The organism is Sphingopyxis sp. DBS4 (assembly GCF_024628865.1).
Lineage (GTDB): Bacteria > Pseudomonadota > Alphaproteobacteria > Sphingomonadales > Sphingomonadaceae > Sphingopyxis.
Genome location: NZ_CP102384.1, coordinates 1,264,880 through 1,277,833, shown reverse-complemented (window position 1 = coordinate 1,277,833; position 12,954 = coordinate 1,264,880). Strand labels below are relative to the sequence as shown.

At 65.4% G+C, this 12,954-nt stretch carries 13 protein-coding genes; 7 read left to right on the top strand and 6 right to left on the bottom strand.

The window, feature by feature from the left end; genetic code table 11:
* Positions 1 to 159: 159 nt before the first annotated feature.
* The gene (locus NP825_RS05925; protein ID WP_257549346.1) at positions 160 to 627 is read right to left on the bottom strand and encodes an Lrp/AsnC family transcriptional regulator; all 468 of its coding nucleotides are present in this window, start codon (positions 625 to 627) and stop codon (positions 160 to 162) included.
* Positions 624 to 1,145, bottom strand: coding sequence for an Lrp/AsnC family transcriptional regulator (locus NP825_RS05920; RefSeq protein ID WP_257549344.1), 522 nt, complete (start codon positions 1,143 to 1,145; stop codon positions 624 to 626). Before NP825_RS05920 ends, NP825_RS05925 begins: the two co-directional genes overlap by 4 nt.
* A 218-nt stretch (positions 1,146 to 1,363) precedes the next feature.
* Here NP825_RS05920 and NP825_RS05915 point away from each other — a divergent pair, with 218 nt between their 5' ends.
* The gene (locus tag NP825_RS05915; RefSeq protein ID WP_257549342.1) at positions 1,364 to 3,049 is read left to right on the top strand and encodes an FAD-binding protein; all 1,686 of its coding nucleotides are present in this window, start codon (positions 1,364 to 1,366) and stop codon (positions 3,047 to 3,049) included.
* A 147-nt stretch (positions 3,050 to 3,196) separates the two neighbouring features.
* On the opposite strand, the gene NP825_RS05910 is transcribed toward NP825_RS05915, so the two are convergent.
* Genes NP825_RS05910 through NP825_RS05900 form a run of 3 tightly spaced genes read right to left on the bottom strand, consistent with a single transcriptional unit; the run spans position 3,197 to position 5,265 of the window.
* Positions 3,197 to 3,949, bottom strand: a complete 753-nt coding sequence (locus NP825_RS05910; protein ID WP_257549339.1) for a glucose 1-dehydrogenase — start codon at positions 3,947 to 3,949, stop codon at positions 3,197 to 3,199.
* A 6-nt stretch (positions 3,950 to 3,955) separates the two neighbouring features.
* The gene (locus tag NP825_RS05905; protein ID WP_257549337.1) at positions 3,956 to 4,333 is read right to left on the bottom strand and encodes a nuclear transport factor 2 family protein; all 378 of its coding nucleotides are present in this window, start codon (positions 4,331 to 4,333) and stop codon (positions 3,956 to 3,958) included.
* A gap of 41 nt (positions 4,334 to 4,374) precedes the next feature.
* Positions 4,375 to 5,265, bottom strand: a complete 891-nt coding sequence (locus NP825_RS05900; protein WP_257549335.1) for a VOC family protein — start codon at positions 5,263 to 5,265, stop codon at positions 4,375 to 4,377.
* Positions 5,266 to 5,636: 371 nt separating this feature from the next.
* On the opposite strand from NP825_RS05900, the gene NP825_RS05895 reads away from it, so the two are divergent.
* The 6 genes from NP825_RS05895 to NP825_RS05870 are packed head-to-tail and all read left to right on the top strand — an operon-like array spanning position 5,637 to position 11,908.
* The gene (locus NP825_RS05895) at positions 5,637 to 6,848 is read left to right on the top strand and encodes an acyl-CoA dehydrogenase family protein (RefSeq protein ID WP_257549333.1); all 1,212 of its coding nucleotides are present in this window, start codon (positions 5,637 to 5,639) and stop codon (positions 6,846 to 6,848) included.
* 12 nt (positions 6,849 to 6,860) lie between these two features.
* Positions 6,861 to 7,673 (top strand): alpha/beta fold hydrolase, encoded by an 813-nt coding sequence (locus NP825_RS05890; protein WP_257549330.1) that lies wholly within the window; start codon positions 6,861 to 6,863, stop codon positions 7,671 to 7,673.
* Positions 7,666 to 8,454, top strand: coding sequence for a fumarylacetoacetate hydrolase family protein (locus tag NP825_RS05885; RefSeq protein WP_257549327.1), 789 nt, complete (start codon positions 7,666 to 7,668; stop codon positions 8,452 to 8,454). Before NP825_RS05890 ends, NP825_RS05885 begins: the two co-directional genes overlap by 8 nt.
* A gap of 9 nt (positions 8,455 to 8,463) precedes the next feature.
* Entirely contained in the window at positions 8,464 to 9,408 is a 945-nt protein-coding gene (locus NP825_RS05880) for an acetaldehyde dehydrogenase (acetylating) (RefSeq protein WP_257549317.1), read from the top strand.
* Positions 9,405 to 10,448 (top strand): 4-hydroxy-2-oxovalerate aldolase, encoded by a 1,044-nt coding sequence (dmpG, locus tag NP825_RS05875; protein ID WP_257549315.1) that lies wholly within the window; start codon positions 9,405 to 9,407, stop codon positions 10,446 to 10,448. Before NP825_RS05880 ends, dmpG begins: the two co-directional genes overlap by 4 nt.
* Positions 10,445 to 11,908, top strand: a complete 1,464-nt coding sequence (locus NP825_RS05870; RefSeq protein WP_257549313.1) for an FAD-dependent oxidoreductase — start codon at positions 10,445 to 10,447, stop codon at positions 11,906 to 11,908. Before dmpG ends, NP825_RS05870 begins: the two co-directional genes overlap by 4 nt.
* Before the next feature lie 114 nt (positions 11,909 to 12,022).
* On the opposite strand, the gene NP825_RS05865 is transcribed toward NP825_RS05870, so the two are convergent.
* On the bottom strand, positions 12,023 to 12,895 hold the full coding sequence (locus tag NP825_RS05865) for an SDR family NAD(P)-dependent oxidoreductase (RefSeq protein ID WP_257549311.1): 873 nt from the start codon (positions 12,893 to 12,895) through the stop codon (positions 12,023 to 12,025).
* Between the last annotated feature and the right edge of the window lie 59 nt (positions 12,896 to 12,954).

Below are 12,954 nucleotides of genomic sequence, written 5' to 3'. Positions count from 1 at the left end.
TCTCATAGCTTCGTCATTCCCGCGAAAGCGGGAACCCAGTGTGGAGTCAGCCGATGCACGCTCTGGGTTCCCGCTTTCGCGGGAATGACGAAGGTTGGGAAATGTCCGCTCCCACCCCTTAATGGTCATGCCAGCGCACTTTCCGCAATCGAACCCCGCTCAATCGACCAGCGCGCACCAGCGATAGTCGTGCTTGATGAAATTCTGCCCCAGGCTGTAGCGCACGCGCCGTACACCCGGAATCTTGTCGATCGTCTGGTGCAGGAAATCGGTCAGTTCGTTGCCGTTTTCGACCAATGTCATCGCGAGCACGTCGGCACGGCCGAGCGTGGTCGCGACGAAACCGATCTCGGGCAGGCTCGCGAGCCGTTCGGCGACGTCTTCGATGTCCGCCGCCGTATCGGCCTCGACCCACAGATAGGCGAGGATGGGGTTGCGCAAACGATTGGCGTTGGTCACCGCGGCGACGCGGATCACGCGATTGTCGAGCAGCCGCTTGAGCCGCGAGCGGATCGTGCCTTCGGTCAGGTCGAACTCGCGGCCGATCTCGCGGTTCGACACGCGCGCGTCGTGGCCCAGCCGTTCGATGATCTTGTGATCGAGTTCGTCGAGGCTGATCCTGGTCATAGCGGAGCCCATTCCGGGTTATATTTGAATACCTTGAGCGCGAGACTGGGGAAAATCCGTTCCACCCCATCGATCTTCGCGATGACGTGGGTCAGGAGCTGCTGCATCTCCTCCAGCGTTTCCGCCACCACCTGTATCTCCAGATCGTGGGTGCCGATCGCAACGTTGACGGTGATGACGCGCTCGAGTTCGGCAATGTCGGCGCCCACCTCGCCGGCCGACCGCCCCTTCACCTGGACGCCGACCGGCGCCAGATAGCCGAAGCCCATGGCGGAAAGATCGCGCATCGCGACGACGCGCACCATCCGCGCATCCTCGAGCCGGCGCAGGCGGGTGCGCACCGTCGCCTCGTTGAGTTCCATGTCGCGTGCGATATCGCGGTTGGCGATCCGGCCGTTCTTGCGGAGCGCCGCAATGATCTGCTCGTCGACCTCGTCGAGCGCGAACGGCCCCGCGTCGGGCCCAGCACCCGCGGCCTTGCCCCGCGTCCTTTTTCCGGCTTTGGTCGCGCTTCGCAACGCCTTCACTCCCATTCCGCCCAAAAGGCCCGCAACGCGCGGACATGACTTTTCACAGACCGCATCGCCACCCTTCTGTCAACACCGTCAGCCGAAACCATATAAATTATGCATTTGCGTAGAAAAATGATTTTTCAAGAACGCAATTATTAGATAATGACGCATGACAAGTCGTGAATAGCAGGTTTCGGAGCCAAAGGGACAGAGGAGCAACCAGCGTGGCACGTCACGAAGTCGATATATTGGTCGTCGGCTCGGGAGCGGGCGCGCTCACCGCCGCCTTTACCGCCGCCGACGCCGGCGCCGATGTGCTCGTCGTCGAGAAAAGCGCGCGGTACGGCGGAACCTCGGCGACGTCGGGCGGCGGCATCTGGATTCCGAACAGCGCCGATGCGCGCGCCAAGGGCCACGCCGACGATCCTGCCGAAGCGCTCGGTTACATCAAGGCGCTGATCGGCGGCGACGTGCCCGAATCGAAGCTCGAGACCTATGTCGCAAGCGCCACGCGGATGCTGAGCTATCTCGAGGAACGATCGGACGTCCGCTACACCGCCTATGCCTATTCCGACTATCATATGGACGTCGCGGGCGCGCGCGACGGCTGGCGGACGCACGATCCGATCCCGCTGATGGCCGACACGCTGGGCGAAGATTTCTGGCAGATGGAGCCGCCGCATACCGAGACGCTGACCTTCGGCCGCTTCACCTGGACGATGGAGGAAGCGAAGCTGCTCCTGACCATGAGCCCCGGCGCCAAGCCGCTGCTGTTCAAGCTGATGCTGGCCTATGCGTTCGACCTGCCCTGGCGCTTCAAGACCAAGCGCGCGCGGCGGCTGACCGGCGGCAACGCGCTGATCGGGCGGCTCAAGCTGTCGCTCGACGCCAAGGGCGTGCCGATCTGGCTGAACACGCCGATGGTCGATCTGATCATCGAAAAGGGCCGGATCACCGGCGCGATCGTCGAGCGGGAAGGTCAGCGTATCGAGATCCATGCGCGCAAGGGCGTGGTGCTCGCGACCGGCGGCTTCGATCACAACGAGATTCTGCGTCGCAAATATCTTCCCCAGCCGACTTCGGCCGACTGGAGCGCGGGGGTGCCGAGCAACACCGGCGACGGGCTCGAAGCCGGGCTGCGCGCCGGCGCGGCGACCGACCTCATGGACTCGGCCTGGTGGGGGCCGGGCTTCCTGCTCGAAGGCGAGGATCGCGCGCGCATCCTGTTCGTAGAGCGCGCCCTCCCCTCCTCGATCATCGTCAACCAGGCGGGGCGGCGCTATATGAACGAGGCCGCCTCCTATCATGTCGCGGGCGGGGAGATGCATCGGTGCAACCGACCGGAGGCCCCGACCGTACCGTCGTGGTTCGTGTTCGACGCGCGTTATCGCGGCAAATATATGCTGGGGCCGATGATGGCGGGCAAACCCTCGGCCGACGACCGCCTGCCCGAAAATATGCGCAAGATTTTGAAGAAGGCCGACAATCTCACGGCCCTCGCGGCGCAGATCGGTGTCGACCCCGCGGTGTTCGCGGGCGAGGTCGCACGCTTCAACACCCATGCGGCAAAGGGCGAGGATCCCGATTTCGGTCGCGGCGCGTCGGCCTATGACCGGCATTATGGAGACGCTTCGGTGACGCCCAACCCCACGCTCGCGCCGATCGCCGAGGCACCCTTCTATGCGATCCCCATTTACCCATGCGATCTCGGCACCAATGGCGGGCTCCAGACCGACGACGACGGACAGGTGCTCGATACGGCGGGTAAGCCGCTCGGCGGGCTCTATGCGGTGGGCAATGTGTCGGCAGCGGCGATGGGCCGCACCTATCCCGGTGCCGGAGCAACGCTGGGTCCGGCGATGACTTTCGGCTGGCGCGCCGCGCGTCATGCGATGCGGGTGAATGATTAGGGCAACCCCCTCAAATCAGCGCCGCTTCTCAAAATCCCTTCGTGCTGAGCCTGTCGAAGCACCGCTCTTCCTTTCTGGGGCCGCAAGAAGAACGACCCTTCGACGGGCTCAGGGCGAACGGGTGAATTGGAAGGCGGGCGTTTTGACTTACCGCGCCAGATAGCCGCCGTCGACCGCGAGCGGGTGACCGGTGATGAAGCTTGCCTTGTCCGAGCAGAGGAAGACGACCGCGTCGGCGACCTCCTGCGCTTCGCCGATTCGGTTCATCGGGTGCATCGCGGCGATGAAGCGCGCTGCCTCTTCTTCCTGCGCGACCGCTTCGACCATCGGGGTGCGGATCGCGCCGGGACAGACCGCGTTGATGCGGATGCCCTGCGCGGCATAGCGTAGCGCCGCCGAGCGCGTCAGCCCGACAACGGCATGCTTCGACCCGCAATAGCCTGCACCGCCCGCCCCCGACAGCCCCGCAATCGAGGCGGTGTTGACGATCGCCCCGCGTCCGGCCTTTTCCATGTGACGCAGTTCTGCGGTCATGCAGAGCAAAAGCCCGCGCTGGTTGACCGCGATGCTGCGATCATAAGCAGTGAGATCGCCCCACGGCGTCTCCATCCCCTCAAGCGCGACACCGGCATTGTTGAAGGCGCAGTCGAGCGTTCCCCATTCCGCCACCAGCGCATCGACGAAAGCATCGACCGCCGCGCCGTCGGTGACATCGAGCGCTCCGTGGCGTGCCTCGCCGCCCGCCGCCCCGATCAGCGCCGCAGTTTCCGCCGCGCTGTCGGCATTCAGATCCCCGACCGCAACCCTGACACCCTCGGCAGCGAAGGCGAGCGCTGTCGCGCGGCCGATACCGCTGCCTCCGCCGGTGACGAACGCAACCTTTCCTGCCAGCAGCGGCATGAGCGTTCAGCCCGCCACCGTGCGCATGTTGGCAGGACTCCAATAGGCGCGCATCTCGGTCACCTTGCCCTCGATGTCGAACTTGAAGGTGTCGATCACCTCAATCTCTTTCGGCCCGCCGAAATCGACGATCACGGTAAAGGCAAAGGCGGCATAGTCGCCGCCGGTGCGCACCGGACCATCGAGGCGAAGCTTGGCGCCCGCCTGCATCGACATCGCGTAGAAGGCATGGATCGCGTCGCGGCCGCGATGGATCGGGGTGCCGATCGGATCCTCGACCGTCGCGTCGGCGGCATAGAGCTCGGCCGCCATGGCGGCATCGCTGTTGGCGAACGCCTCGACATAGCGCTCGACGGCGCGGACCATTTCCTCGTGGCTGGGCATGATATTCTCTCCGATAAGGGGGATGAAGGACCGGCGCGGCGTCAGCCGCCGAAATCCCACTCATGACCCCATTCATCTTCCCTGATGCTGATCGTCGGGGTGAAATTCTGCCAGTCGGGCCGAATCCCGCCGAAGCCATATTCGATGTCGAAGCCACCGGGGCTGCGCATGTAGAAGCTGACCATCTTGTCGTTCATATGCTTGCCGAGGCTCGACGATATATGGACGTTCGCCGCCTTCGCACGATCGAGCGCGCGGCCGACGTCGTCGAGGCCGGGCACCTCGACCATCATGTGCACAAGCCCGCTCGGCACCGGAAATTCGGCAAGCGCGACACTGTGATGGCGCGGATTGTCGCAATGGAGGAAGTGCAGGCCGACACCCGGATCGTCGGGCCCGCCGCCCTGAAGATAGGCGCGCATCGTGTCGGTGTCGCCGAAGCCGAGCAGATCGACATAGAAGCCGCGCGTTTCGGCCAGCTTCGTCGCCGGGAAGACGACATGCCCCATCCCCATCTCGCCCGTGACGAAGGCGGAAACCCCCGCGGGCGAAACGAAGGGGTCGCCGTCAACGACGCGGCCCCAGCCGATCTCCAGCCGGTTGCCCGACGGGTCAGCGCAGCGGACGAACTCGACGACATGACGGTCCTTCGCCTCTTCGGCGGAGGCAGGCTCGATGGCCACGCCCGCGTCGCGCAATCCCGCGATGCCGCGATCGAACGCGGCCTTGTCGGGATAGACGAGCCCCGCGGCATGGAAGCGCTCGCCGTCGCTCTGGCGGATCAACATGCGGAACGGGCGTTCGTCCATGCGCAACCGCAGCCCGCTGTCATGATCGGCCGCCTGCATTCCCAGTACCCGCTCGCCATAGGCACGCCAGGCTTCGATATCGACCGTATCGACCACGACATAGGCCAGTGACCTGATCGCCATTCGCTCATCCCCTATAGTCCCATGCGCATCCCGCGCACCAAGTTGAACGCAAGCTACAAGCGAACTCACCTCTTATCAAGTGCGATACGTAAAAATATGCGTTTAAAAATACGCAAACCGTTATTTCATATCGGCAGCAACTCCACCGGTGAAGCGCCCCCAGGACGCAGCCACCCCTACGGCAAGCAACGCTTTGCGTATCGAAGGTGGAGGCACGCTACGCGGCTCAGCCCGTCAAACGCTCCGCAACGCCGTTTTGCATAGAAAGTCGATTGACAGCTTGCGTAGAGAAATGCAATATTCTCTACGAATATAGAAACGATATGGCGAATGCGCCTTCCGCAAGCGCAGGAAACACCCGAGGAGAGCTTATGGCCACCGCCCTGAATCAAGCCGGCGAATCCGCCGTGCCCGCCGCCGAGGAGCTGATCGAACGCGCGCGCGCGATGATCCCGACGCTGAAGGCCCGGGCGCGCCAGACGACGCTGGACGGCAATGTCCCGGCGGAGACCGTGGCCGAGATGAAGGAAGCGGGCTTCTTCCGCATCCTGCAGCCCAAGCGCTGGGGCGGCTATGAAATGCACCCCAATGTCTTCTTCGCGGTGCAGAAAGCGCTTGCCGAAGGCTGCATGTCGACCGGCTGGATTTATGGCGTGCTCGGCTGCCACCCCTATGAACTCGCGCTGTTCCACGACGAAGCGCAGCGCGACGTCTGGGGTGACAACGATGGCGAGATGCTCGTCTCCTCGACCTATCAGCCGGTGGGCAAGGTCGAGAAGGTCGAGGGCGGCTTCTACCTTTCGGGACGCTGGGGCTTCTCCTCGGGATCGACGCATTGCGGCTGGGTGCTGCTCGGCGCGATCAATTTCGACACCGACGGCGGTCCGCCCGACATGCGCACCTTCCTGCTTCCGCGCGGCGACTATCAGGTCATCGAGGGGACGTGGGATGTGTTCGGGCTCCAGGGCACCGGCAGCTTCGACATCCTCGTCGAGCGCGTCTTCGTTCCGGAGCATCGCACCCACCGCGCGGCCGATGGCTTCGCTTGCGCGAATCCCGGCCAGACCGAGAATGATGGCTCGCTCTATCGCCTGCCTTGGGCGCAGGTCTTCGTGCGCTCGGTGTCCACCGCGGCGTTCGGCGGCGCCCGCGCCGCGGTGAACGCCGCGATGGAGATCATGCAGAGCCGCGTCTCGACCAACACCGGCAAGGCGTCGAAGGCCGACCCGCTGCTCCACGGCGCGATCGCCAAGGCCCATGCGCAGATCCTCGAAATGGAACTGACCCATCAGGCGACCTTCGACACGCTGATGACTAAATCCGAAAAGGGCGAGCCGATCACGCTCGAGGAACGCGCACTCTATGCCTATCAGTCCTCGACCGTCGTGCGGCGGCTCGCCGCGCTGGTCGACGGCATGGTCCAGCTTCTCGGCGGCCGCGCCATCTATATGTCGAGCGCAATCATCCAGCCGTGGCTCGATCTCAACGCGGCGCGCGCGCACGTCGCGAACGATCCGGGCAACCGCGCCGCCGACGTCGTGATGACGCAGCTCGGCGAGCCGCCGGCCTTCACCTTCATGTAAAAGGAAACGACCATGGGAGAGTTCAAGGAAACGACCTATCGCGTCGCGGGCGGCTATGACATCGCGATCACCGAAACGGGCGCGGGTCCGGCGGTCGTGTTCATTCACGGCAGCGGCCCCGGCGCGTCGGGGCTGTCGAATTTCAAGCAGAATGTCGCGGCCTTCGCGGACGCGGGCTACCGCGTGCTGCTGCCCGACATGATCGGCTATGGCGCGTCGTCGAAGCCCGAGGGGATCGACTATACGCTCGCCCTTTTCACCGACACCTTGTTCGACGCACTGAAACAGGCGGGCGTGGCCGAGGCGGTGCTGGTCGGCAATTCGCTGGGCGGCGGGGTCGCGGTGCAGATGGCGCTCGACCATCCGGGCTTTGCGACCAAGCTGGTGCTGATGGCGCCGGGCTGCATCGAGGAACTGCCCGTCTATTTCGCGATGCCCGGCATCGCCAAGATGGTCGGCGATTTCACCAGCCCCGATTTCACCGTCGAGGATCAGAAGAAGCTCGTCTCCAACCTCGTCTACGATGCATCGGTCATCACCGACGAACTGGTCGCCGAACGCTATGCGGTCGCGCGCACTCAGCCCAAGGACGTGCTCGCACGGATGCGCACCCCCAATCTGGCGCCGCGGCTCGGCGAACTGCCGATGCCGATCCTCGGCTTCTGGGGCCTCAACGACGAATTTTGCCCCGCCTCGGGCGCGCAGCGCTTCCTCGATGCCTGCCCCGATGCGCGCTTCATGACCTTCAACAAGGTCGGCCACTGGGTGCAGGTCGAGCGCACCGAGGAATTCAACCTTTATGCGCTGGCGTTCCTGCGTGACTGATGTCGCCGCCCATGGCGCCGAGCTGTTCGCCGCGCTGCGTGATCGCCGTACGCTCGCACCGCTCAGCGAGCGCGATCCGGCGCTGACGATCGACGACGCCTATGCGATCAGCCTCGCCTTCCTCGCGCGCCGCACCGCGGAGGGCGAGCGCGTCGTCGGCAAGAAGATCGGCGTCACGTCGAAGGCGGTGCAGGAGATGCTGGGCGTCCATCAACCCGACTTCGGCTTCCTGACCGATGCGATGCACGTCGCGGGCGATATCGACATCGACGCGCACCGGCTGATCGCCCCGCGCGCCGAGGCGGAGATCGCCTTCATCCTGAAAGCGCCGCTGCAAGGCCCCGGCGTCACCGCCGTCGATGTGATCGCCGCGACCGAAGCGGTCGCGCCCTGCTTCGAGATCGTCGACAGCCGCATCGACGACTGGCGGATCGGCATCGTCGACACCGTCGCCGACAATGCCTCATGCGGGGTGTTCGTGCTGGGCGAAGCACGGCGCGACCCGCGCGGGCTCGACCTGCCGGGCCTGCATGTCGCGGTGGCGAAGAACGGCGCGCCGCTGTCCGAGGGCTATGGCCATGCGGTGCAGGGCGATCCGGCGCAGGCGGTCGCCTGGCTCGCCAACACGCTCGGCGCGCACGGCGTCACGCTCGATGCCGGCGACATCATCCTGTCGGGCAGCCTCGTCCCGCTCGCGCCCGCGGTAAAGGGCGACACCTTCGAAATGATACTCGGCGACGGCCACCGCACGCTCGGCCAGTGCGTCGCGCGCTTTGTGTAAGGAACCATCATGACCCGCGTGAAGGCAGCGATCATCGGATCGGGCAATATCGGCACCGACCTGATGATCAAGATGATCAAATATCCGCAGAATATGGAACTGGTGGCGGTCGTCGGCATCGACGAGAAATCCGAAGGGCTCGCCATGGCGCGCGAGCGCGGCGTCGCGACGACGCACGAGGGGCTCGACGGGCTGAAGGCGATGGACGTCTATCCCGAGATCGGCATCGTCTTCGACGCGACCAGCGCCTATGCACACAAGGTGCATGACGCGGCGCTGCGCGCCGACGGCAAGCAGGTCGTCGACCTGACCCCCGCCGCGATCGGCCCCTATACGATCCCCACCGTCAACGGCGAAGCGAACCTCGACGCGGGCAACGTCAATATGGTGACCTGCGGCGGACAAGCCACGATCCCGATGGTCGCCGCGGTCAGCCAGGTGGCGACGGTCCATTATGCCGAGATCGTCGCCTCGGTCTCGTCGCGCTCGGCGGGTCCCGGCACGCGCGCCAACATCGACGAGTTCACCCGCACCACCGCGGGCGCGATCGAGAAGGTCGGCGGCGCGGCGCAGGGCAAGGCGATCATCATCCTCAACCCCGCCGAACCGCCGATGATCATGCGCGACACGGTGTTCACTTTGTCCGAAGGCGCCGACGAAGAGACGATCCGCGCTTCGGTCGAGGCGATGGTGAAGAAGGTGCAGACCTATGTCCCCGGCTATCGCCTGAAGCAGGACGTGCAGTTCGAGCGCTTCGGCGACAACAACAAGCTCAAGATTCCCGGCCGCGGCGAGTTCACCGGCATCAAGACGATGATCCTGCTCGAGGTCGAGGGCGCGGGCGATTATCTGCCGAGCTACTCGGGCAATCTCGACATCATGACCGCGGCGGCGAAGGCGACGGGCGAACTCCTCGCCGAACGCATCCGCGACGGAAAGAAGGTGGTGGCATGAGCCGGTTCAACGTCGAGGCGGGCGACAAGCTCTATATCCAGGACGTCACACTGCGCGACGGGATGCACGCGATCCGCCACATGTACGGCATCGATCATGTGCAGACGATCGCGAAAGCGCTCGACGAGGCCGGCGTCGACGCGATCGAGGTCGCGCATGGCGACGGCCTCAATGGCGCGAGCTTCAACTATGGCTTCGGCGCGCACACCGACTGGGAATGGCTGGAGGCCGTCGCCTCCGTGTTGACCAAATCGATCCTCACCACGCTGATCCTTCCCGGCGTCGGCACGGTCGAGGAACTACGCCGCGCCTATGACCTCGGCGTCCGCTCGGTGCGCGTCGCGACGCATTGCACCGAAGCCGACGTGTCGAAGCAGCATATCGGCATCGCGCGCGACCTCGGCATGGACGTCGCGGGCTTCCTGATGATGAGCCATATGATCGAGCCCGAGGCGCTGGCTGAGCAGGCTCTGCTCATGGAAAGCTATGGCGCCGAATGCGTCTATGTGACCGACAGCGGCGGCGCGCTCGACATGGACGGAGTGAAGGCGCGGCTCGACGCCTATGACAGGGTACTCAAGCCCGAAACCCAGCGCGGTATCCACGCACACCACAATCTGTCGCTCGGGGTCGCCAACAGCATCGTCGCGGCGCAATGCGGCGCAGTGCGCATCGACGCCAGCCTTACCGGCATGGGCGCGGGCGCCGGCAACGCCCCGCTGGAGGTGTTCGTCGCCGCCGCCGACCGCAAGGGCTGGAACCATGGCTGCGACGTCAACATGCTGATGGACGCCGCCGAGGATCTGGTGCGCCCGCTCCAGGACCGCCCGGTCCGCGTCGACCGCGAGACGCTCGCGCTGGGCTACGCCGGGGTCTATTCCAGCTTCCTGCGCCACGCCGAAAAGGCCGCCGAAACCTACGGACTCGATACGCGCACCATCCTCGTCGAACTCGGCCGCCGCAAGATGGTCGGCGGACAGGAGGATATGATCGTCGACGTCGCGCTCGACATGCTCAAGGCTCAAGAGACCGCCGCATGAACCACATCTCCACCGCTCGCCCCTTTCCCCACGAACAGGTCGAGCAGTGGGATGAGGAAACCGACGTCGCAATCGTCGGCTTCGGTGCCGCGGGCGCCTGCGCCGCGATCGAGGCAGCGGGCGCCGGCGCCGCGGTGACATTGTTCGAGGCGGCGTCGGGCAGCGGCGGCGCCTCGGCCTTGTCGGGCGGCGAAATCTATCTCGGCGGCGGCGGCGGCACCGACGCGCAGCGCGCGGCGGGGTTCGAAGACAGCACCGAAGCGCTCGAAACCTATCTGACGATGGCGGGCGGACCCGACGCCGATGCGGCGAAGATCGCGCTCTATGCGCGCGAAAGCCTGACCCATTATCAATGGCTCAAGGATCAGGGCGTCCCCTATAAAGGGACGTTCCTGCCCGGCAAGATCATCGAGCCCGCCGAGGATGACACGCTGATCTGGTCGGGCAGCGAGGCCGCCTGGCCCTTTTCCGACGCCGCGACGCCCGCGCCGCGCGGCCACACGATCCAATCGATGGGCTGGGGCGGCGGGCGCAAGCTGATGGACATATTCGAAGCCCGCGTCCGCGCGCTCGGCGTCGATGTGCGCTGCGACGCGCGCGTGCTGTCGCTGGTCGCCGATGGCGAGGGCCGCGTCGCCGGCCTCGTCGTGCGCATCGACGGACAGCCGCGGTTCGTGCGTGCGCGCAAGGGCGTCGTGCTCGCGACCGGCGGTTTCTGCATGAACCGCGACATGCTGCGTCGCTACGCGCCGCAGACGCTGCGCCTCACCGATCCGATCGGCGAGCAGGACAATGGCTCGGGAATCCTGATGGGCATGGGCGTCGGCGGCGATGCGATCCATATGGACGAGTTTTTCACCACCTGTCCGTGGATCATGCCCGAAAGCCTGGTGAAAGGCATTTTCGTCAACACGCACGGGCAGCGCTTCATCAACGAGGATTGCTATCACGGCCGGGTCAGCCGGACGATGCTCGACCAGCCGGAGGACCGCGTCTATCTGCTCGTCGACAATGCCATCTTCGCCCGCCCGCTCGACATCGCGCGGATCGAGATCGCGGCGGTCGGCGACAGTTGGGAAGAGATCGAGCGCGAACTGGGAATGCCCAAGGAGACGCTGGCGGCCACCGTACGCACCTTCAACCGCTATGCGGCCGAGGGGCGCGACCCCATGTTCCGCAAGGCGCCCGAGTGGCTGAAAGTGCTGGACGAAGGCCCGTTCGCGGCGCTCGAACTAAATGTCGGCACCAGCTTCTTTTCCTTCTTCACGCTGGGCGGCCTCGCCACGCGGCCGTCGGGCGAAGTGCTGGGCCGCGCGGGCGATCCCATCCCCGGCCTCTATGCCGCCGGCCGCGCGACGTCGGGCCTGCCGCGCTGGGGGCATGGCTATAGCTCGGGGCTGAGCCTCGCTGACTGCACTTTCTTCGGCCGTATGGCGGGGAAGAACGCAGCGGCGGGTTGAAACACAGCGCGTCCCCGCGAAGGCGGGGACCCACCTCCGATCGATTCCATCTTGCACCGACCGGTGATGGGCTCCCGCCTTCGCGGGAGCACATGGTTTTTCTTATTCGGCAGTTCAGTACACCACCGCCGGATTGGGTTCGGGCGGGCTGCCCAGCATCTCGCGGTGCGACGGCGGCGTCCGGCCGCGGTCGGTGATGCCATAGCGCCCGGCGATCTCGGCCCCGATCAGCGTGCGGCCCGACAGTTCGTCGCCCTCCGGGTCGTTGGCGATCGCATGGATGATATGCCCCGTGAACTGCGGCATCTCGGCCATCGCCATGAAGCCCTCATATTGCTCCTTGTGGACCTCGGCGGCGTTCAGTGCGCGCTCGGTGATCTGCGGTCCCAGCCAGATCGACACGGCGCGCACCCCGTGCGGCCTGAAATCGAACGCCATGTCGTGCGCCAGCTTGTCGACCCCGGCCTTCTGCGCGCCATAGGCGGGCCCGTGCATATAGCAGCTCGCGCCGAAGGAGGAGGTGAAGGCGACCAGCCCCGAACCCTGTTCGACCATCATCTTCGCCGCATGCCAGCTCCCGACATAGGCCGAGCGCAGCCCGACATCGATGATCCCCACCATCGCCAGTTCCTTTTCCCAGAAGGGCGCCTGCTCGATCAGCTGATGATGGATATGGGTCGCGTTGTTGACGAGGATGTCGAGCCGCCCCGCCTCGGCGCGGACCCGATCGAACAACGCGGCGATCTGGGCGTCGTCGGCGTGGTCGCAGGCGACCGCGATTCCCCTGCCCCCCGCCGCGGTCACCGCCGCCGCGGTCTCGTGGATCGTCCCCGCGAGCGGCTTGCCGTCCCAACCCACCGCATCGCTGTGCTCGACACTGCGTCCGGTGACGAATACCGTCATCCCCTTTTCGCCGAGCCCGATCGCGATGCCCTTGCCGGCGCCGCGGCTGGCACCCGTCACAACCGCAATAGCCGGATTCGTCATTATCCACTCCCAGATTGATCATTTGCGTAGCGTTGCCGCCCATATTCTACGATATTAGT